At 59.6% G+C, this 19,495-nt stretch carries 19 protein-coding genes; 9 read left to right on the top strand and 10 right to left on the bottom strand.

Features of this window, described 5'->3' with window-relative positions; genetic code table 11:
• Positions 1-42 precede the first annotated feature (42 nt).
• Both ACWIKB_RS09080 and ACWIKB_RS09075 read right to left on the bottom strand, forming a co-directional pair.
• Positions 43-1,113, bottom strand: a complete 1,071-nt coding sequence (locus ACWIKB_RS09080; protein ID WP_475266278.1) for an AI-2E family transporter — start codon at positions 1,111-1,113, stop codon at positions 43-45.
• A 31-nt stretch (positions 1,114-1,144) separates the two neighbouring features.
• Positions 1,145-1,384, bottom strand: a complete 240-nt coding sequence (locus ACWIKB_RS09075; RefSeq protein ID WP_475266276.1) for a sulfurtransferase TusA family protein — start codon at positions 1,382-1,384, stop codon at positions 1,145-1,147.
• A 98-nt stretch (positions 1,385-1,482) separates the two neighbouring features.
• On the opposite strand from ACWIKB_RS09075, the gene ACWIKB_RS09070 reads away from it, so the two are divergent.
• The gene (locus ACWIKB_RS09070) at positions 1,483-2,916 is read left to right on the top strand and encodes a M48 family metalloprotease (protein ID WP_475266274.1); all 1,434 of its coding nucleotides are present in this window, start codon (positions 1,483-1,485) and stop codon (positions 2,914-2,916) included.
• 72 nt (positions 2,917-2,988) lie between these two features.
• Here ACWIKB_RS09070 and ACWIKB_RS09065 read toward each other — a convergent pair whose 3' ends face one another.
• The 4 genes from ACWIKB_RS09065 to rpoE form a co-directional block, all read right to left on the bottom strand.
• A complete protein-coding gene (locus ACWIKB_RS09065) occupies positions 2,989-4,413 on the bottom strand; it encodes a DegQ family serine endoprotease (RefSeq protein ID WP_475266272.1) in 1,425 nt (474 codons plus the stop codon).
• A gap of 248 nt (positions 4,414-4,661) precedes the next feature.
• A complete protein-coding gene (locus tag ACWIKB_RS09060; RefSeq protein ID WP_475266271.1) occupies positions 4,662-5,618 on the bottom strand; it encodes a MucB/RseB C-terminal domain-containing protein in 957 nt (318 codons plus the stop codon).
• An 8-nt stretch (positions 5,619-5,626) separates the two neighbouring features.
• The gene (locus ACWIKB_RS09055; protein ID WP_054046719.1) at positions 5,627-6,214 is read right to left on the bottom strand and encodes a sigma-E factor negative regulatory protein; all 588 of its coding nucleotides are present in this window, start codon (positions 6,212-6,214) and stop codon (positions 5,627-5,629) included.
• 30 nt (positions 6,215-6,244) lie between these two features.
• A complete protein-coding gene (gene rpoE, locus ACWIKB_RS09050) occupies positions 6,245-6,826 on the bottom strand; it encodes an RNA polymerase sigma factor RpoE/AlgU (RefSeq protein WP_007944079.1) in 582 nt (193 codons plus the stop codon).
• 558 nt (positions 6,827-7,384) lie between these two features.
• Here rpoE and nadB point away from each other — a divergent pair.
• Positions 7,385-9,001, top strand: a complete 1,617-nt coding sequence (gene nadB / locus ACWIKB_RS09045; protein WP_475266269.1) for an L-aspartate oxidase — start codon at positions 7,385-7,387, stop codon at positions 8,999-9,001.
• Here the strand turns inward: nadB and ACWIKB_RS09040 are convergent.
• Both ACWIKB_RS09040 and ACWIKB_RS09035 read right to left on the bottom strand, forming a co-directional pair.
• Positions 8,970-9,422, bottom strand: coding sequence for a protein YgfX (locus ACWIKB_RS09040; RefSeq protein WP_475266268.1), 453 nt, complete (start codon positions 9,420-9,422; stop codon positions 8,970-8,972). The genes nadB and ACWIKB_RS09040 overlap by 32 nt on opposite strands.
• The gene (locus tag ACWIKB_RS09035; RefSeq protein ID WP_007944081.1) at positions 9,406-9,660 is read right to left on the bottom strand and encodes an FAD assembly factor SdhE; all 255 of its coding nucleotides are present in this window, start codon (positions 9,658-9,660) and stop codon (positions 9,406-9,408) included. The genes ACWIKB_RS09040 and ACWIKB_RS09035 overlap by 17 nt, the downstream gene beginning before the upstream one ends.
• 148 nt (positions 9,661-9,808) lie before the next feature.
• Between ACWIKB_RS09035 and ygfZ the strand changes: the two genes are divergently transcribed.
• A complete protein-coding gene (gene ygfZ, locus ACWIKB_RS09030; protein WP_475266267.1) occupies positions 9,809-10,750 on the top strand; it encodes a CAF17-like 4Fe-4S cluster assembly/insertion protein YgfZ in 942 nt (313 codons plus the stop codon).
• 36 nt (positions 10,751-10,786) lie between these two features.
• Positions 10,787-11,608, top strand: coding sequence for an HDOD domain-containing protein (locus ACWIKB_RS09025; RefSeq protein WP_475266265.1), 822 nt, complete (start codon positions 10,787-10,789; stop codon positions 11,606-11,608).
• 158 nt (positions 11,609-11,766) lie between these two features.
• Here ACWIKB_RS09025 and ACWIKB_RS09020 read toward each other — a convergent pair whose 3' ends face one another.
• Both ACWIKB_RS09020 and ACWIKB_RS09015 read right to left on the bottom strand, forming a co-directional pair.
• Complete coding sequence (locus tag ACWIKB_RS09020; protein WP_403017872.1) at positions 11,767-13,155, bottom strand: sensor histidine kinase; 1,389 nt, start codon at positions 13,153-13,155, stop codon at positions 11,767-11,769.
• Positions 13,148-13,819, bottom strand: coding sequence for a response regulator (locus tag ACWIKB_RS09015; RefSeq protein WP_054046730.1), 672 nt, complete (start codon positions 13,817-13,819; stop codon positions 13,148-13,150). Before ACWIKB_RS09015 ends, ACWIKB_RS09020 begins: the two co-directional genes overlap by 8 nt.
• Positions 13,820-14,054: 235 nt before the next feature.
• Between ACWIKB_RS09015 and ACWIKB_RS09010 the strand changes: the two genes are divergently transcribed.
• From ACWIKB_RS09010 to ACWIKB_RS08990, 5 genes are all read left to right on the top strand, one after another.
• A complete protein-coding gene (locus ACWIKB_RS09010) occupies positions 14,055-15,347 on the top strand; it encodes an OprD family porin (protein WP_475266263.1) in 1,293 nt (430 codons plus the stop codon).
• A gap of 86 nt (positions 15,348-15,433) precedes the next feature.
• On the top strand, positions 15,434-16,411 hold the full coding sequence (locus tag ACWIKB_RS09005; protein ID WP_475266262.1) for a Bug family tripartite tricarboxylate transporter substrate binding protein: 978 nt from the start codon (positions 15,434-15,436) through the stop codon (positions 16,409-16,411).
• Positions 16,412-16,470: 59 nt separating this feature from the next.
• Complete coding sequence (locus ACWIKB_RS09000; protein WP_475266261.1) at positions 16,471-16,929, top strand: tripartite tricarboxylate transporter TctB family protein; 459 nt, start codon at positions 16,471-16,473, stop codon at positions 16,927-16,929.
• 1 nt (position 16,930) lies between these two features.
• Positions 16,931-18,445, top strand: coding sequence for a tripartite tricarboxylate transporter permease (locus ACWIKB_RS08995; protein ID WP_054046736.1), 1,515 nt, complete (start codon positions 16,931-16,933; stop codon positions 18,443-18,445).
• Positions 18,438-19,481 (top strand): AbrB family transcriptional regulator, encoded by a 1,044-nt coding sequence (locus ACWIKB_RS08990; protein ID WP_475266260.1) that lies wholly within the window; start codon positions 18,438-18,440, stop codon positions 19,479-19,481. The genes ACWIKB_RS08995 and ACWIKB_RS08990 overlap by 8 nt, the downstream gene beginning before the upstream one ends.
• The last annotated feature ends 14 nt before the right edge of the window (positions 19,482-19,495 follow it).

The raw sequence follows: 19,495 nt of genomic DNA, 5'->3' as shown, positions 1-19,495 counted from the left end.
CCTTGTAGGAGCGAGGCTTGCCCGCGAAGAGGCCCTAAACGATTAAAGCAACGGCGCCACCACCGGCTCCTTGCGCGGCCACGCATCGAGCACAGCCTTGAACAGCGTTGCCAGGGGAATCGCAAAGAACACCCCCCAGAAGCCCCACAACCCGCCAAACAACAGCACTGCGCAGATGATCGCCACCGGGTGCAGGTTGACCGCCTCCGAGAACAGCAGCGGCACCAACACGTTGCCGTCCAGCGTCTGAATGATCCCGTAGACCGCCATCAGGTAGATGAACTGATCACTCCAGCCCCACTGGAACAACGCGATCAGCAGCACTGGCACCGTCACCACCACCGCGCCGACGTACGGCACCACCACTGACACCCCCACCAGCAAAGCCAGCAGCGCCGCGTAATTGAGGCCCAGCGCGACGAATGCGATGTAGGTCACGCCGCCGCAAATGATGATTTCAATGACCTTGCCGCGAATGTAGTTGGCAATCTGCCGGTTCATTTCTTGAGCGACCCGGGTGATCAACGCCCGCTCCCGCGGCAGGTAACCGCGTACCCACTGCCCGATCATTTCCCGGTCCTTCAGGAAGAAAAACACCAGGATCGGCACCAGCACCAGGTAGATCATGATGTTGACCAGCAACGGCAGGCTCGACAACGAGAAGGTCAGCGCCCACTGACCGAACTTGCCGATCTCGCCCCGGGCCACTTCGATGGCTTGCAGCACTTGCTCGTCGGACACCAGATGCGGATAGCGCTCAGGCAGCAGCAATAACAGCGACTGCCACTTGGCGAGCATGCCAGGCAACTCGTTGAACAACGTGATCAGTTGATGCCAAAGCAACGGCACTACGACCACGATGAACACCAGCAACAGCCCCATGAACAAGGCGAAAACCAGCCCCACGGCCACGCCACCGGGCATGCGCAGACGCTCGAGGGTGACGACCAACCCCTGCATCAGATACGCCAGCACCATCCCGGCCAGCACGGGCGCGAGCATGCCGCCCAACGTGAGCACCGCGGTGAACCCCAAGACCAGCAGCACCGCCAGCACCACGGCCTCTTCGTCGGAGAAGTAGCGCTGAATCCAGTCGCGTAACACTTTGAACATTAAAAATCCTTAGCAACGAACGCAGCCGGTTTCAGGCTTTTTTCAACCAATAGCGGTAAACACCCGCCTCGTCTTCTTCACGCAGCAGCGTATGACCGGCCAATCGGGCAAAGGTGCGGAAGTCGCGCTGGGAGCCCGCATCCGTGGCGATCACCTTGAGTACCGCGCCGCTGTCCATCCGATTGAGCTCCAACTTGGCCTTGAGCAATGGCAACGGACAATTCAGACCACTGGCGTCCAGCTCAACGTCATGGGCTACAGCATCTGTCATTGCATCACTCCGGTTCAGGTGGTTGAGCGGCTTAGAATATCTGGTCCGAAGCCCACTGTCCGGCTACAGTAAGGTCTTTGTCGACTAAGGCTTTGTGCATGACTTTTTTGCGCCCTACCCTGCTGACGCTCGCTTGCCTGCTCGCCTCACCAGGCTTCGCCGACGACCTGCCGTCACTCGGTGATGCCAGCTCTGCCATTGTCTCGCCGCAACAGGAATACCAGTTGGGCCGCGCGTGGCTGGCGATGTTGCGCAGCCAGGTCTCGCAGCTCAACGACCCGCAGCTCAAGGATTACGTCGAATCCAGTGTCTACAAACTGGTCGAAACCAGCCAGGTCACTGACCGACGCCTGGAATTCATCCTGATCAACAGCCCGCAGCTCAACGCCTTTGCCGCGCCCGGCGGAATTATCGGGGTCAATGGGGGGTTGTTCCTCAATGCCCAGACCGAGGGCGAATACGCTTCGGTACTGGCCCACGAATTGGCTCACTTGTCTCAACGCCACTTCGCCCGAGGCGTTGAAGCCTCGCAACGCATGCAAGTACCGATGATGGCCGCGCTGCTGGCCGGGATCGTGATTGCAGCCGCCGGCGCCGGTGATGCCGGGATCGCCACCATTGCCGGTACACAGGCGGCAGCGATTCAGGAACAACGACGTTTCTCGCGCCAGAACGAGCAGGAAGCCGACCGGATCGGCATTCTCAATCTGGAAAAGGCCGGTTACGACCCGCGCTCGATGCCGAATATGTTCGAGCGCTTGATGCGTCAGTACCGCTTCGACGCCAAGCCACCGGAATTCCTGCTGACTCACCCGGTAACTGAATCGCGGATCGCCGATACCCGCAACCGTGCCGAACAAGCCAAACAGGGCGGCATCGAAGACAGCATGCGTTATCAGCTGATTCGAGCACGGGTGCAGCTTATCTATGAAGAAACCCCAGGCTTGGGCGCCAAACGCTTCCGCGCCCAACTCGATGAAAACCCAAAAAACGATGTCGCCCGTTACGGCCTGGCGATCGCCCAGATCAAGGGTGGTCAGTTGAATGAGGCCCGGGAAAATCTCAAGCAACTGCTGGCCACCGCGCCAAACGAGATCATCTACAACCTGGCTCAGGTTGATCTGGACATCACCAACAATCGCCTGCCGGACGCTCAGTCCCGGGTTGACCGGTTGCTCACCCAGTTTCCGGGTAATTACCCGCTGAATCAGGTGCGAGTCGATTTGTTACTCAAACAGAACCGTACTGCCGACGCGGAAAAAGCCCTGGAAAACCTGCTCAAGTCCCGTCCGGACGATCCGGATGTCTGGTACATGGTGGCGGAGACTCGCGGCCTTTCGGGCAACATCATCGGCTTGCATCAGGCTCGGGCCGAATACTTTGCGCTGATCGGCGACTACCGCCAGGCCATCCAGCAACTGGACTTCGCCAAGCGCAAGGCCGGCAGCAACTTCCCATTGTCGTCGCGTATCGACGCACGGCAGCGGGAGCTGATGGACCAGGAGCGCATGATCAAGGACATGATGGGCTGATTCTTTTTATAAAATCCGCGCACAAAAAAACCGCCTCTTTCGAGGCGGTTTTTTATTCAGCCAACAACCGGTTTATTCAGCCAGTTTGAAGGTGATGAAGCTCGCACGGTTTTGACGCAGAACCCGCATCGACACCGAGCGGTTCTTCGGCAGCGCCTTGGCAATCTCGGTGAACTCCTTGGTGGAGCCGATTGCCTGGTTGTTCAGGTGCGTGATTACATCGCCAGGCTGCAAGCCAATCAGCGAAGCAGGACCGTCCTGAACGTCCTTGATCACCACACCGCCCTTGAGGTCGTAGGTTTTCTTCTGCTCATCGGTCAGTTCGGTAACAGAAACACCCAAGCGGTTGCTGCTGCCCTCGACACCGGCTTTCGGCGAAGCATCCAGCTCTTTGCCTTCTTCCGGGATAGCGCCCACTGTCAGCTCGACATTCTTGCGTTTGCCCTCGCGGATCACTTCAAGATTGGCCTTGGAGCCCGCCTTGAGCGCACCGACCAGATGTGGCAGATCGGCAGACATGACGATCGGTTGACCGTTCATGCTCAGGATGACGTCGCCAACCTGCAGGCCACCCTTGGCTGCCGGGCCGTCGTCCTGAATCTGAGCCACCAGCGCACCGGCCGGTTTTTCCAGGCCGAACGATTCAGCCAGATCCTTGTTCACTTCCTGAATCACCACGCCCAGCCAGCCACGGCTGACTTTGCCGCCGCTTTTCAGCTGATTGGACACATCCATCGCGACATCGATCGGGATTGCGAACGACACACCCATGAAGCCGCCGGAACGGGTGTAGATCTGCGAGTTGATCCCGACCACTTCACCGTTCAGGTTGAACAGCGGACCACCGGAGTTACCCGGGTTGATCGGCACGTCGGTCTGGATGAACGGGACATAGTTTTCGTTAGGCAGGCTGCGACCGATGGCGCTGACGATGCCTTGGGTCACGGTGTGGTCAAAACCGAACGGCGAACCAATGGCGACGACCCATTGACCGGCCTTCAGGTCCTGGGATTTGCCAAGTTTCAGAACCGGCAGGTCCTTGCCCTCGATTTTCAGCAACGCCACGTCAGAACGCGGGTCGGTGCCGATCAGTTTGGCTTTCAACTCACTGCGGTCGGCCAGACGGACGAGAATTTCGTCGGCATCGGCGATGACGTGGTTGTTGGTCAGGATGTAGCCATCAGGCGAGATGATGAAACCCGAGCCTAGGGATGTGGCCTCGCGCTGACGATCGCCACGAGGCGAACGCTGTTGCGGCATGCCGCGTTCGAAGAACTCGCGCAATGCTGGTGGCAAGCCTTCAAGATCCGGCATCTGGCTCGACACCTTGCGATCAGGCAGTTTTTGCGTGGTGCTGATGTTCACTACCGCAGGCGAGGCCTGTTCAACCAGTTGCGTAAAATCAGGCAATTCGGCTGCTTGAGCAGAGACCGCCTGACCGAGCACTAGCACGGTGGCAAAAATGGAAAGATAGGACTTCAAGCGTGGTATCGACATACGGCTCCCGTTACGACGAGCATGGTTAAGCGATATGGAGCAAGGAACACCGGGAACGATACGCCGGTATTTTTGTTCCGGGAACAACAAACAAGGCCAGAGCCGAGAGGCTCTGACCTATAGAAAAAATTGGGGGTATTTGCAAATTGAAATGCTCACCAAACATTTCGACATCTCAACGGTGGGATGGGCATCGCTGACCTCTCGCACTATCAAATCGTCGATCCATGAGCATAAAGGCATTCAGCTCACTGTTTGGCCGTAGCGTCGGAGCGCATGGAAAGCGCAATCCGTTCGGCGGTACCGATCGGAATCTCACCGACCACCGTTACCATCATTTCACCCTGAGGGGTGGTCAATCGTCGGGAAACAGCGACGGTTGGGCCCAGTTGGGTACGCGTATCGGTAACAGTTGCACCGTTCAACGGTTCAAGGAATACCGAAAAACGGGCCAGGCCGTCGTCATACATCAGACTGCTGACTTGTGTTTTGGTCTCTGGGTCTTTGCGCGAGGAACTGCTGCTGAGTTCGAAACCCGGTGGCAACCAGTCCGAATGCCAGACTTCAGCCGTTTTCAAGGCAGAAGCCTTGTCGACGTCAAGAGTGAGTGCCTTGCAATCAGGGCCTGCCTGCAAATCATTGTCGGACGGGACATCGGCGGTATCCAGCTGCGTAAACTGGAAGCGCTCAAGCAACTGCCCCTTGTCATTGAGCAACAATGACTTGAGGGGAAGGCCAGTTTCCTTGTCCAGGTGTAACTCGAAACCGTAACGATGCTGGTCACGCGGCGTCAGTGAAACAATCACCGCCGAGCGCCCAGCCACACGCGACTTGCCGATAACGGCAAGGTCGTACCAATTCTTGAGCTTTTGTGGATCGAGTGCACGAGCGGCAGAGTTGGGAGAGTCCCCCAGCCCTGCGATCAGGGTGCCGCTGACGCATTGAGTATGTCCATCAATGCGCACGACTTCCTGTGCCGAGCCGTCGAGCTGGAGTAAACGCTCGCGGACCTTGCCATCCTGGACGCGGTGCCAGATGTTATGGGTAGAAAAACTACCGTTACGCTCGTAAACAAAAGTACCGTGAAAGCTTTGCTGTTGCTCGGCCTGCCCCAGACGTGTCAACCAGTCTTGGGCTTCATCGGCGTGGGCTGGAACAACGAACCAGCCACCGAGCAGAAGCGTAAGTAGAGGTATGGCGCGCATGATCCTCCTTAGCGGTTTTCCAGGCTTGCTGCACGAGCGTAAGGCAGAGCGCTTTCAGTGCCTTTCAGTGCAGCCTGTTGAGCATGTTGGCGCAAGTAGCTTGGCAGACGCTGATCGTGCCAGCCCGGCTGACCTTGCAATACGCCGTTGGCCATAGGACCAGTGGCTTCCGAACTCTCACTATAGCCTGCTAATACAGCCGGACCTTTGACCTGTGGAGCGGCCAGAGTGGACTGCGTGGATTGCTGAGCCAGTTCGACGCCAGCAATTTCGTCCTGGTTGTACAGACGAACACCCGCCAATACAGCGACGGTTACCGAAGCAGCGACGGCCAGACGACCCAGGCTGCGCCATGGACCGCGAGAGGCCTTGGCCGGGACGGCTTCATCTTCCAGCGCAGCAGAGACTGCCGCAGCGATGTCCAGACGTGGAAGCAGCAGATCCTTATGCATGACTGCCCGAGCGATCTGGTAACGAGCCCAGGTTTCGCGGGTTTCAACATCGTCAAAGGCATTCAGTACCCGACGCAATTCCAGCTCGTCCGCTTCGTTATCCATCACTGCGGACAGCGATTCCTGCAGGGCTTCACGACTCATGGCGTTCCTCTCTTGGCTGTCGCCGCTGTCTCAGTTTTCCTGCAACAACGGCTGCAGGGCTTTATCGATGGCTTCCCGAGCCCGGAAAATCCGGGAGCGCACGGTACCCACCGGGCATTGCATGACGGCTGCAATGTCCTCGTAACTCAGACCATCGAATTCACGTAAAGTTAAGGCCGTACGTAAATCTTCTGGAAGTTGCTGGATGGTTCGATGGACGGTGCCTTCGATCTCATCCCGCAGCAATGCGCGTTCTGGCGACTCGAGATCCTTGAGGCCATGATCGCCGTCGTAGAACTCTGCGTCTTCGGAACTGACATCACTATCCGGCGGCCGACGGCCGCGTGAAACCAGATAGTTTTTCGCCGTGTTAATGGCGATGCGGTAAAGCCACGTGTAAAACGCGCTGTCTCCGCGGAAATTACCAAGTGCACGGTATGCCTTGATAAAGGCTTCCTGTGCGACATCCTGGGCTTCATGGGTGTCGTGCACGAAACGCACGATCAACCCGAGAATTTTGTGCTGGTATTTCAGCACTAGCAGATCGAAAGCTCGCTTGTCGCCGCGTTGAACGCGCTCGACCAGCTGCTGATCCTCTTCCTGGGTTAGCATGAACACTCCTCGATAAGCTCGAAGGAGGCTTGCATAACTAAACGACCAGACTTGCAAACATAGACTCGGGCTTTTCGCAAAAGTTCTCCCCCTCCAAGCAAGTTTCCTACGGGCTCTGATTTGGCACGCACGAAAAACGCAGCTCGGGATGACCCGGCTGCGCGAATAATCTTGTCATCGGATTCGCCGGCAGGGACCAAATCGCAGATCCCGCTTCGAAGCCGACACTGTCCCTTGATTCAGGCAACCAGCTATTGATCTTGGGCCTTTGGCAAAAGTTCCAAATATTTATAGCTGCGTGTACCCGACATTGTGCAACCGTGAATCGAAAAAGACTGTTAAATCCACGATACAGTCGCCTTGTCGCCGAACCGACGAAAAAAACTTCCGACGAAGCGCCCGGTCTTTTTCCTCACAGTAGTCTCACAATGCCATGTAGGCCTGGCTATTGTGCCGCTCCCCCCCTCTATATACTAGTGGGCTGTGTGGCTGCCTGACTCGCCGATCCAGGTGTCTTGCGCCAACCCCGACCCGGGTCGCTTTGAGCGGAATCCTGAAATGAGCCAACAGTTTCAACATGATGTCCTGGTGATTGGCAGCGGTGCTGCCGGCTTGAGCCTTGCGCTGACCTTGCCCGGCAACCTGCGCATTGCCGTACTGAGCAAAGGCAACCTCGCCAATGGCTCGACGTTCTGGGCCCAGGGCGGTGTCGCCGCGGTGCTCGATGATACCGATACCGTTGAGTCCCACGTCGATGACACGCTAAACGCTGGCGGTGGCCTGTGTCATGAAGACGCCGTGCGATTCACCGTCGAGCACAGTAAAGAAGCCATCCAGTGGCTGATCGACCAAGGCGTCCCGTTTACCCGCGATGAACAGTCCGGCACTGAAGACGGCGGTTTCGAATTCCACCTGACCCGCGAAGGCGGCCACAGCCATCGGCGCATCATCCATGCCGCCGATGCCACCGGCGCGGCGATCTTCAGGACTTTGCTCGATCAGGCCAAGAAGCGCCCGAACATCGAACTGCTGGAGCAAAGGGTCGCGGTCGACCTGATCACCGAAAAGCGCCTGGGCCTTGAAGGCGACCGCTGCCTCGGCGCCTACGTGCTCAATCGCGCCAGTGGCGAAGTCGACACCTACGGCGCACGTTTCGTGATCCTCGCATCCGGTGGCGCCGCCAAGGTTTACCTCTATACCAGCAACCCCGACGGCGCGTGCGGCGATGGCATTGCCATGGCCTGGCGCTCGGGCTGCCGGGTGGCGAATCTGGAGTTCAACCAGTTTCACCCCACCTGCCTGTATCACCCGCAGGCCAAGAGTTTCCTGATCACCGAAGCCCTGCGCGGCGAAGGTGCGCACCTCAAGTTGCCCAACGGCGAACGTTTCATGCAGCGCTTCGACCCGCGGGCCGAGCTCGCGCCACGGGACATCGTCGCTCGGGCCATCGACCATGAGATGAAGCGTCTGGGTGTCGACTGCGTCTATCTGGACATCAGCCACAAGCCCGAAGCGTTCATCAAAACCCACTTCCCGACGGTGTACGAGCGTTGCCTCGAGTTTTCCATCGACATCACCAAGCAACCGATCCCGGTGGTGCCGGCGGCGCACTACACCTGCGGTGGCGTGATGGTCGATCAGCACGGCCGCACCGATGTGCCGGGGCTGTACGCCATCGGTGAAACCAGCTTCACCGGCCTGCATGGCGCCAACCGCATGGCCAGCAACTCACTGCTGGAATGCTTCGTCTACGCCCGCTCGGCGGCGGCGGACATCCTTGAGCAGTTGCCGCAGATTTCGATCCCCATCGCCCTGCCCGTCTGGGATGCGAGCCAGGTGACCGATTCCGACGAAGACGTGATCATTGCGCACAACTGGGATGAACTGCGGCGATTCATGTGGGACTACGTCGGCATCGTGCGCACCAACAAGCGTCTGCAACGGGCCCAGCACCGGGTGCGGCTGTTGCTCGACGAAATCGATGAGTTCTACAGCAACTATAAAGTCAGCCGGGATTTGATCGAATTGCGCAACCTGGCCCAGGTGGCCGAGTTGATGATCCGCTCAGCCATGGAGCGCAAGGAAAGTCGCGGCCTGCATTACACCCTCGACTACCCGAACATGCTGCCGGTCGCCCTGGACACTATTCTGGTGCCGCCCACCTACGCCGACTGAATGTCAGCCGTACTCGCAGGCGTCGGTGCAGATCCGCCGCCTGCGAATCCCGAGGCACGCAGGTCGACCTGACCCGCCACTCGCCCCGCAGACGAAACCGCAGCACCACGACCAACGGTAACGCCAGGCTGTCCGGCCGTAGCTGCACCGGTTGCCAGCCCTTTGCCTGATTCCACAACTGCCAGCCATCGGCATCGCGGCGCAAACCGCGAAATGCCCGTGGATGCGTCAGCAAAATTTGTCGCGGCAACGCCCAGGCAGCATGAACCGCGCACAGCAAAACGCCGAGCAGACTGGCCCAGATGGGTATAGAAAGAAAAAACAACGAACCCAGCGCGAACAGCTGGGCTAACACATAAGCCGCCAGCAACTGCCGCGAGGCATGCCAGCGGCATTCGAACGCATTACTTGGGCTGGACACGATCCAGGATCATGCGAACCATGCGCTGAAGCTCCGGATCTTCCGATTCGGCGCGTTCCATGAACCAGCCGAACATGTCCTGATCTTCGCATTCGAGCAGCTTGCGGTAGCAGTCGCGGTCGACATCGTTGAGGTGCGGATAAACCTCTTTCACGAACGGCACCAGCAACACGTCTAGCTCAAGCATGCCGCGGCGGCTGTGCCAGTAGAGGCGATTCAGTTCAACATCTTCGACCATGGAGCGCTCCTCAAATAGGCGGCAAGTATACAGCCCAAAGCCTGAGCGAACAGTCGGCTTTGGTCGGGCCTCCCGACCTTTTGTGAACTACCCATTTCATGGGCGCCCCCTTATGATGTCTCCCAGACTCTTTACCCTGCGATGACCCATGGCCGATTCTGCTTTTTTCTGCACCCTGTCACACGAAGGCGTTCTCGCGGTCCGCGGCGCGGATGCCGGTAAATTCCTGCAGGGCCAACTGACCTGCAACCTCAATTACCTGAGTGATACACAGGCCAGCCTCGGTGCCCGTTGCACGCAAAAAGGCCGGATGCAATCGAGCTTCCGCATTTTGCTGGAAGGCGACGGCGTGCTCCTGGCCATGGCCAGCGAACTGCTGGAACCGCAACTGGCGGACCTGAAAAAGTACGCGGTGTTCTCCAAATCGAAACTGACCGACGAAAGCGCCGCCTGGGTTCGCTTTGGCCTCGATCATGGCGACGCGGCACTGAGCAGCCTGGGTCTTGAGTTGCCGGCAGACACCGACAGCGTTGTGCGCAACGATGGTCTGATCGCCATTCGCGTCTCGCCTGAACGCGCCGAACTGTGGGTCGCCGCCGACCAGGCCGACGCCATCAAGGCCAAGCTCTCCGCTGTTCTGCCAGAAGGCGAGCTGAATCAATGGCTGCTGGGCCAGGTCCGCGCAGGGATCGGCCAGGTCATGCCGAGCACCCGCGAGCTGTTCATCCCGCAGATGCTCAACCTGCAAGCCGTCGGTGGCGTGAGCTTCAAAAAAGGCTGCTACACCGGCCAGGAGATCGTCGCGCGGATGCAATACCTGGGCAAACTCAAGCGTCGCTTGTATCGCCTGCAACTGGACGCCAGTGACTTGCCCGAGCCCGGCACCCAGTTGTTTGCCCCTAGCCACGGCAGTTCCATCGGTGAAGTGGTAATCGCCGCACGCGGCGAGCAAAACATTGAACTCCTGGCCGTGCTGCAAGCCGAAGCAGCAGAGTCAGGCGACATCCATTTGGCGGCGCTCGAAGGCCCCGCGTTGCACTTGCTCGACCTGCCTTACGCGCTGGATCGCGATAAAGAAATCCAGCGCTGACAGCAGTATTTTTATGCAAGACCCTAGAGAACAGAAATGAGTGAGCTGGCGGATAAGGTCCAACAGGATTTGGTTGAGGCCATCGATAACGATGACCTGGTTCTGCCAACATTGCCGGAAGTGGCCCTGCAAATTCGCAAGGCTGCTGAAGATCCGGAAATCAGCGTTAGCACCCTGAGTAAAGTGATCGGTCGCGATACCGCGTTGTCGGCGCGCCTGATCAAAGTGGTCAACAGTCCGTTACTGCGAGCAACCCAGGAAGTCACCGATCTGCACACCGCCATCACCCGGCTGGGCGTGAACTACAGCAGCAACCTGGCCATTGGTCTGGTAATGGAGCAGATTTTCCATGCCCGTTCGGAGGTGGTGGAACAGAAAATGCGCGATGTCTGGCGCAAAAGCCTGGAAATCGCCGGAGTCAGCTACTCGCTGTGCCGCAGCTACACCCAACTCAAACCCGATCAGGCAGCTTTGGGCGGATTGGTGCATCAGATTGGGGTCTTGCCGATTCTGACGTACGCCGAAGATCACTACGAGTTGCTCTCTGACCCGGTCAGCCTCAACCACGTGATCGACCGCATTCATCCGCTGCTCGGCGACAAACTGCTCAGCGTCTGGGAGTTTCCGGAAATGCTGGTGAAGTTGCCGGGGCAGTACCTGGATTTCAAGCGTGATTCCAAACGTGTCGATTATGTCGACGTGGTGCAAGTCGCCAGCCTGTATTGCCACAAAAACACCGACCATCCGCTGGCCCACATAGATGTTTTCAATGTGCCGGCGTTCAAGAAGCTGGGGATTGATCCTGAGAACGAAGTGATGTGCAGGGATCTGGAAGAGTCGCGGTCGATGTTTTATTGATTGTGAACACAAGCAATTGTGGCGAGGGAGCTTGCTCCCGCTCGGCTGCGCAGCAGTCGTAATCGGATAACTCGGTTTGACAGAAATACAGTTGCGCATGGTTTTGGGGCTGGTTCGCAGCCCAGCGGGAGCAAGCTCCCTCGCCACAGGTCCTGTGTTCACTCCCCCGCAATAAAACTCACCCGAACCTTCAACCCCGCCCGCTCCCCGTCATGCAAGCTGATCTGGGCCAAATGCGCGCGGCAAATCTCCCCGACAATCGCCAACCCCAAGCCTGATCCCGCGACCTGCTGGTTGCGTCGATAAAAGCGCTCGAATACCCGATCGCGCTCTTCCAGGGGAATGCCTGGTCCATCGTCCTCGACTTCCAGCACCGCTGGCGCCGTCACGCGCAGGATCACATTGCCCCCCGGCGGTGTGTGCGCCAAGGCGTTATCCACCAGATTGCTCAGCAGTTCGTTCAACAGCGTCGGCTCGCCGCGCAGCCACACCGGCTCCTCCGCCTCCAGCGCCAGCGCCACACCCCGAGCGTGGGCCAGCGGCGCCATGGCCATGCCCAACTCTCGGGCCAATTGACTCAAGTCCAGCAACTGCGCGCCGCCCTCGGCAATCGCTCGCGCGCCGTTTTCGACCCGTGCCAGGGACAGCAACTGATTCGCCAGGTGCGTCAGGCGATCCGTGCCTTGAGCGGCAGTCTCCAGGGTGCTACGCCAGGTTTGCGGTTCGCTGGCGCGCAGGCCCAGTTCGAGTCGCGCCTTGAGCGCCGCCAGGGGTGTGCGTAATTCATGTGCCGCATCGGCAATGAACTGCGCCTGACGCTCGAACTGCCCGCGCAAGCGTTCGGTAAAGTGATTGAGCGCCCGCACCAACGGCCACAACTCCCGCTGCACTTCCACCAGCGGCAAAGGACGCAAGTCATCCGATTGCCGCTCCTCCACCGCCGTGCGCAACCGCTCCAGCGGACGTAGCGCCGCACTCACCGCAAACCAGACCAACAACAACGCGCCAATCGCCAACATGCCCAGACGCAGCAACGTATCCGCCGCCAGGCTGCGCGCCATGCTGACCCGTGCTTCATCGGTTTCCGCGACACGGATTTCCGCCATGCCATTCATGTTCGGTTCGCTCACCGGCTTGAGCAGGCTCACCACGCGCACATTCTGCCCGCGATAAACGGCGTTGTAGAAACGTGCCAGCGCCGGATAGTCATCGGTGCGCGGGGTCCCCGGCGGTGGCGGTGGCAGGTTTTCGTAACCCGAGATTAAGTTCTGGTGGATGTCGTTGACCAGATAAAAAATTCGCCCGGCGCTGTCGTAGGCAAAGGTGTCGAGCGCCACATAAGGCACGTCGGCGCTGAGTGTACCGTCGCGCTGGGAAACACCGGCGGCAATGGTCCGTGCCGAGGCCAGCAAGGTGCGGTCATAAGCGGTGTCGGCGGCTTCGCGACCGTTCCAGTACGCGCTCAAACCACTGGCCAACATCAACACCACCAGCAACAACGCCAGGTTCCACAGCAACCGCCAACGCAGGCTGCTGGGCTTATGCATCGCGGCTTTCCAGCAAATAGCCGAGGCCGCGGAAGGTCACGATCGCCACCGGTTGGCCGTCGAGCTTCTTGCGCAAACGGTGGACGTAGATTTCGATGGCGTCGGGGCTGGCTTCCTCATCCAAACCGAACACCTGGGACGCCAGTTGCTCCTTGCTCATCACCCGACCGGGACGAGCGATCAAGGCTTCAAGCACGGCCTGTTCGCGAGAAGTCAGGGTCAGCAATTCTTCGCCAAGGGTGAAGCGCCGGGTGTCCAGGTCATAGGCCAGCACGCCACAGCGTTGCTGACGCTCGCCACCCAACACGCTGCGCCGCAGCAAGGCTTTGACCCGGGCTTCGAGTTCAGTCAATTCAAACGGTTTGGCCAGGTAATCGTCGGCGCCCAGGTTGAGGCCGTGGACCCGATCCTTGACGTCACTGCGGGCGGTCAACATCAACACCGGCAGGTTCTTACCCCGGGCCCTCAGACGCGCCAGCACTTCGAAACCATCCATGCGCGGCAGGCCGACGTCGAGGATCGCCATGGCGTATTCCTCGCTGCTCAAGGCCAGGTCGGCCGCCACGCCGTCGTGCAAAACATCCACGGTCAACCCGGTGCTCTTGAGCGCCTGGGCAACACTTTCGGCGAGCTGCAGATGGTCTTCGACGAGCAGGACACGCATGGGTATTCACCTCATTCAGGGATGGTCGACGCCATTCTTTGGCGCGGAGTTTACAGCCGCATCCGCCGCTGTGAAGCCCGAAAACCTTGAAAGTCAGCTGAAAGGTTAGCGAAAGGTTGGCCGGTTAGAGTGCAGCCACGGACAGTTTCGACTGCCCGTCGCTAGCGCATTTAGCGAGTACGAAAAACGCCACGAAGCGTTTTCGCCAATAAGAACAATAACGGAGTACTTCACGATGCTGTCCATGCAGCTTCAGGCTCGCCCGCCTGTTCGTTTTTCCCGCCTCAGCCAGACCGCCCTTGCCAGTGCCGCCGCCTTCGCCGGCTTTTCGCCGTTGAGCCAGGCTGCCTTCTTCGAAGACAGTACGGCAACCCTCGAAACCCGCAACATGTATTTCAACCGCGACTTTCGCGACGGCACCAGCGCGCAGCAATCCAAGCGTGACGAGTGGGCCCAGGGTTTCCTGCTCAATCTGCAATCGGGTTACACCGACGGCACCGTAGGGTTCGGTGTCGATGCGCTGGGCATGCTGGGGGTCAAGCTCGATTCGAGTCCCGACCGCACCGGCACCGGTCTGTTGCCGACCCACGATGACGGCCGCGCGGCCGATGAATACTCCAAGCTGGGCCTGACCGGCAAAGTGAAAATCTCCGCCACCGAGCTGAAAATCGGCAGCCTGATCCCGGAACTGCCGATCCTCAAGCCCAACGACGGACGCATCCTGCCGCAGACCTTTGAAGGCGGCTTGCTGACTTCCAAAGAGATCAAGAACCTGACCTTCACCGGTGGCCGTCTGGAGAAAGCCAAAGACCGCGACAGCACCGATTTTGAGGACATTGCCCTCAACAACAAGAACAGCCGTTTTGCCGGCACGGCCGCTGGCAAGCACTTCGACTTTGGCGGCGTGGACTACAAGTTCACCGACAAGATCATCGGCAGCTACCACTTCGCGCAACTCGATGAAGTCTATAACCAGCACTTCCTCGGCGTGGTCGCCTCGCAACCCTTCGGCCCGGGCACGTTCGGCACCGACCTGCGACTGGCTATCAGTGATGACCAGGGTGCGGCCCGTGGCGGCAAGATCGACAACAAATCCCTCAACGGCCTGGTGAGCTACGCCTTGAGCGGGCATAAATTCAGCGCCGGTTATCAGCACATGTCCGGCGACAGTGCGTTCCCGTATGTCGATGGCAGTGACCCGTACCTGGTCAACTTTGTGCAGATCAACGACTTTGCCGGCGCCGAGGAACATTCCTGGCAAGCGCGTTACGACTTCGACTTCGCCAAACTCGGCATCCCCGGCCTGAGTTTCATGAGCCGTTACCTGAGCGGCGACAACATCAAACTCAAGAACGGCGACGAAGGCAAAGAGTGGGAACGCAATACCGAGATCAAATATGTAGTACAAAGCGGCGCGCTCAAAGATGTCGCCGTGCGCCTGCGTAATGCCACCTACCGCTCCAACTACTCCGCTCGCGATGCCGATGAAGTGCGTCTGCTGGTGAGCTATAGCGTTGCACTTTGGTAATTGATTGAACCGCCCAAAGCTAAAAGATCGCAGCCTTCGGCAGCTCCTACACACATCCATACAATAAGAAATCTGTGGAGAACCCAATGAATTTGTCACTGCGTAAAGTTGCTCTCACCGCCAGCGCCCTGCTGTTCGCCGGCCAACTGATGGCCGAGCCCAAGCGCCCGGAATGCATTGCCCCGGCCTCCCCCGGCGGCGGTTTCGACCTGACCTGCAAACTGGCGCAAAGCGCGCTGGTGAACGAAAAACTGCTGACCAAACCGATGCGCGTGACCTACATGCCCGGCGGTGTCGGCGCGGTGGCGTATAACGCGGTGGTCGCCCAGCGCCCGGCCGATGCCGGCACGTTGGTGGCGTGGTCCAGCGGCTCGCTGTTGAACCTGGCCCAAGGCAAGTTCGGCCGTTTCGATGAAACCAACGTGCGTTGGCTGGCAGCGGTCGGCACCAGCTACGGCGCCATCGCGGTGAAAAGCGATTCGCCTTACAAAACTCTCGACGATCTCGTTCAAGCGTTGAAAAAAGATCCGAGCAAAGTGGTAATCGGTTCCGGCGGCACCGTCGGCAGCCAGGACTGGATGCAAACCGCGCTGATCGCCAAGGCCGCCGGGATCAACCCGCGCGACCTGCGTTACGTCGCCCTCGAAGGTGGCGGTGAAATCGCCACCGCCCTGCTTGGCGGCCACATCCAGGTCGGTAGCACGGATATTTCCGACTCCATGCCGCACATCCAGAGCGGCGACATGCGTCTGTTGGCAGTGTTCTCCGAGAAGCGCCTGGATGAGCCGGAAATGAAAGACATCCCGACCGCCAAAGAGCAAGGCTACGACATCGTCTGGCCGGTAGTTCGCGGCTTCTACCTCGGGCCAAAGGTCAGCGACGAAGACTACGCCTGGTGGAAAGACGCCTTCGACAAACTGCTGGCTTCCGAAGAGTTCGCCAAGCTGCGCGATCAACGTGAACTGTTCCCGTTCGCCATGACCGGCCCGGAGCTGGACACCTACGTGAAGAAGCAAGTCGCGGACTACAAAGTGCTGGCCAAAGAGTTCGGCCTGATCCAGTGATCGCCTCTGTCTAGCGGCTGCGGCCTCGCTTGCGCGGGGTCGCGGCACAGGAGTTCCTCATGCTCTTACAACGCATTTTTGCTTCGGTGCTGCTGGCGGTCTGTATCGGCCTGGCGCTGATGGCGTGGCCGTATCAAGCGGCTTTTTCCTACGAACCCGTGGGGCCTCGGGCCTTTCCGCTGTTGATGCTCGGGCTGATGGGCCTGGGTTTGCTGTACATGCTGTTTCGCCCGACGCCGATCGTGCACAGCGATGACGACCCGAAACTCGACCGCGAAACCCTGAACAAAATCGGTATCTGCATCGTCTTGCTACTGATCTTCGCCGGGTTGTTCGAACCGTTGGGCTTCATTCTCAGCAGCATCCTGATCGGCATTCCGATGGCGCGTCTGTACGGCGGTCGCTGGGTACCCAGCATCGTCGTCACCACGCTGATGAGCATTGGTCTCTACCTGCTGTTCGACAAGTTGATGGACGTGCCGCTGCCCCTGGGCCTGCTCGACGTTCTGGAGAACTGATATGGATACTTTTGGCTATTTGGGCCAGGGTTTCGGCGTCGCGCTGAGCCCATACAACCTGGTGACCGCGCTCTGCGGCACGCTGATCGGCACCGTGGTCGGGCTGTTGCCGGGCCTGGGCCCGATCAACGGCGTGGCGCTGTTGATCCCGATTGCCTTCGCTCTGGGTCTGCCGCCGGAATCGGCGCTGATCCTGCTGGCGGCGGTGTACCTGGGTTGCGAATACGGCGGGCGGATCAGCTCGATCCTGCTGAACATTCCGGGCGAAGCTTCCACTGTAATGACCACCCTCGACGGTTACCCGATGGCCCGCAAAGGCCTGGCCGGTGTGGCGTTGTCGCTGTCGGCGTGGAGTTCATTCATCGGCGCGTTCATCGCCACTTGCGGCATGGTGCTGTTCGCCCCGCTGCTGGCGAAATGGGCGATAGCCTTCGGCCCCGCGGAATATTTCGTGTTGATGGTGTTCGCGATTGTCTGCCTCGGCGGCATGGCCGGTGATCGTCCGCTGAAGACCTTTATCGCGGCGCTGATCGGCCTGTTCCTGTCGAGCGTCGGGATCGATGCCAACAGCGGCGTGTATCGATTCACCGGGGACAACATCCACCTGACTGACGGCATTCAGTTCGTCGTGTTGGTACTGGGCCTGTTCTCCATCAGCGAAATTCTCCTGCTGCTGGAAAAAACCCATCGCGGCCAGGAAGCGGTGAAAGCCACCGGCCGGATGATGTTCAACTTCAAGGAAGCGTCTTCGGTGTTCGTGGTGAACATCCGCTGCGGTCTGTTGGGCTTCATCATGGGCGTGTTGCCGGGTGCCGGCGCAACCCTCGCCAGCGCCGTGGCCTACATGACCGAGAAACGCATTGCCGGTGCCAAAGGCACGTTCGGTCAAGGCGACATGCGCGGCCTCGCGGCACCGGAAACCGCGATCGGCGCGTCGGCCTGTGGCGCGCTGGTGCCGATGCTGACCCTCGGCGTTCCGGGTTCGGGCACCACGGCTGTGATGATCGGCGCACTGTCGCTGTACAACATCACGCCGGGCCCGCTGCTGTTCCAACAGCAACCGGACATTGTCTGGGGCCTGATCGCCTCGTTGTTCGTCGCCAACATCATGCTGGTGATCCTCAACATCCCGATGATCCGCATCTTCACCCGCATCCTCGCCGTGCCGAATTGGGCACTGGTGCCGGTGATCGCGATCATTACCGGGATCGGCGTCTACGCGGTGCACGCCACCACGTTCGACCTGTTCCTGATGGTCGGCATCGGTATCTTCGGTTACATCCTGCGCAAACTGGACTTCCCGTTGTCCCCGGTATTGCTCGGGTTCATCCTCGGCGGCTTGATGGAGCAGAACCTGCGGCGCGCCCTGTCGATTTCCAACGGAGCACTGGAAATCCTCTGGTCGAGCCCGATCACCTTTGGTGTCTGGGTGCTGACTGCGCTTATGCTGCTGATGCCGATCCTGCGGATCTGGCGTAAACGTTCGGTTGCGAGGCGCGCCATTGCCGATGTCTGATCGCCCCTTCAAAACCTGGTGGGGAACACCGCTGGTCGGCCTGCTCGGCGGCTACCTCGCCAGCCAGGTCGGCTGGCCGCTACCGTGGATGGTCGGCTCGTTGCTGGCGATCATCCTGGTGCGCTGCCTGACGCCATGGCAATTGGCGGAAATCCCTGGAGGGCGCAAATGCGGCCAGTGGATCGTCGGCATCGGCATCGGCCTGCACTTCACCCCGGTGGTGATGGAGCAGGTATTGAGCCACTTCGGTTTGATCTTTTTCGGTGCGTTGGTCACCAGCCTGTCCAGTGTGGTCGGCGTCTGGTTGATGCGGCGCACCGGGGAGGACCGCGCCACCGCATTCTTCTCGAGCATGCCAGGCGGGTCCGGCGAGATGGTCAACCTCGGCGCGCGCAATGGCGCGGTGCTCAGCCGGGTCGCGGCGGGGCAAAGTCTGCGGGTGCTGGTGGTAGTGCTGTGCGTACCGGCGGCGTTCAAGTATTTGCTGGGGGACGGCACGCCGATCTCCCACGCCACAGTCGTTGATTGGCGTTGGCTGGCGATTCTATTCCCGGCGGGCGCCCTGCTCGCCTGGGGCTGGCAGCGGTTGCGCCAGCCCAATCCCTGGCTGTTCGGGCCGTTACTGGTGAGCGCGGCGGTGAGTATCGGCTGGGATCTGCACATCGGTTTGCCCAACGGCGGCAGTCAGATCGGCCAATGGCTGATTGGCAGCGGCTTGGGGTGTCACTTCAATCGACAGTTCTTCCGGCGTGCACCGTCCTTTATGGGACGGACGCTGATCGGCACGGTGCTGACCATGTTGATTGCCACGGCGGCGGCGCTTGGATTGAGTGCGCTGACTCATCTGGATTTGCGTTCGCTGACGCTGGGTATGATGCCCGGCGGGATTGCGGAGATGAGTTTGACGGCAGAGACGCTGCAATTATCGGTGCCGCTGGTGACGGCGATGCAGGTGATGCGGTTGTTGTTTGTGTTGTTTCTGGCGGAGCCGTTGTTCAAGTATTGGAATCGAGTGCCCGAGGAGCCTCGGACCTGACTCAGACCTGTGGC

The organism is Pseudomonas sp. 5Vm1k (assembly GCF_056161485.1).
Note: the sequence above shows the minus strand (reverse complement) of the source record. Positions and strands in the feature narration are given on the sequence as shown.

Coding starts and splice junctions, on each gene's coding strand:
- ACWIKB_RS09080 (WP_475266278.1), bottom strand. CDS start 1,113: ATGTTCAAAGTGTTACGCGACTGGATTCAGCGCTACTTCTCCGACGAA.
- ACWIKB_RS09075 (WP_475266276.1), bottom strand. CDS start 1,384: ATGACAGATGCTGTAGCCCATGACGTTGAGCTGGACGCCAGTGGTCTG.
- ACWIKB_RS09070 (WP_475266274.1), top strand. CDS start 1,483: ATGACTTTTTTGCGCCCTACCCTGCTGACGCTCGCTTGCCTGCTCGCC.
- ACWIKB_RS09065 (WP_475266272.1), bottom strand. CDS start 4,413: ATGTCGATACCACGCTTGAAGTCCTATCTTTCCATTTTTGCCACCGTG.
- ACWIKB_RS09060 (WP_475266271.1), bottom strand. CDS start 5,618: ATGCGCGCCATACCTCTACTTACGCTTCTGCTCGGTGGCTGGTTCGTT.
- ACWIKB_RS09055 (WP_054046719.1), bottom strand. CDS start 6,214: ATGAGTCGTGAAGCCCTGCAGGAATCGCTGTCCGCAGTGATGGATAAC.
- rpoE (WP_007944079.1), bottom strand. CDS start 6,826: ATGCTAACCCAGGAAGAGGATCAGCAGCTGGTCGAGCGCGTTCAACGC.
- nadB (WP_475266269.1), top strand. CDS start 7,385: ATGAGCCAACAGTTTCAACATGATGTCCTGGTGATTGGCAGCGGTGCT.
- ACWIKB_RS09035 (WP_007944081.1), bottom strand. CDS start 9,660: ATGGTCGAAGATGTTGAACTGAATCGCCTCTACTGGCACAGCCGCCGC.
- ygfZ (WP_475266267.1), top strand. CDS start 9,809: ATGGCCGATTCTGCTTTTTTCTGCACCCTGTCACACGAAGGCGTTCTC.
- ACWIKB_RS09025 (WP_475266265.1), top strand. CDS start 10,787: ATGAGTGAGCTGGCGGATAAGGTCCAACAGGATTTGGTTGAGGCCATC.
- ACWIKB_RS09020 (WP_403017872.1), bottom strand. CDS start 13,155: ATGCATAAGCCCAGCAGCCTGCGTTGGCGGTTGCTGTGGAACCTGGCG.
- ACWIKB_RS09015 (WP_054046730.1), bottom strand. CDS start 13,819: ATGCGTGTCCTGCTCGTCGAAGACCATCTGCAGCTCGCCGAAAGTGTT.
- ACWIKB_RS09010 (WP_475266263.1), top strand. CDS start 14,055: ATGCTGTCCATGCAGCTTCAGGCTCGCCCGCCTGTTCGTTTTTCCCGC.
- ACWIKB_RS09005 (WP_475266262.1), top strand. CDS start 15,434: ATGAATTTGTCACTGCGTAAAGTTGCTCTCACCGCCAGCGCCCTGCTG.
- ACWIKB_RS09000 (WP_475266261.1), top strand. CDS start 16,471: ATGCTCTTACAACGCATTTTTGCTTCGGTGCTGCTGGCGGTCTGTATC.
- ACWIKB_RS08995 (WP_054046736.1), top strand. CDS start 16,931: ATGGATACTTTTGGCTATTTGGGCCAGGGTTTCGGCGTCGCGCTGAGC.
- ACWIKB_RS08990 (WP_475266260.1), top strand. CDS start 18,438: ATGTCTGATCGCCCCTTCAAAACCTGGTGGGGAACACCGCTGGTCGGC.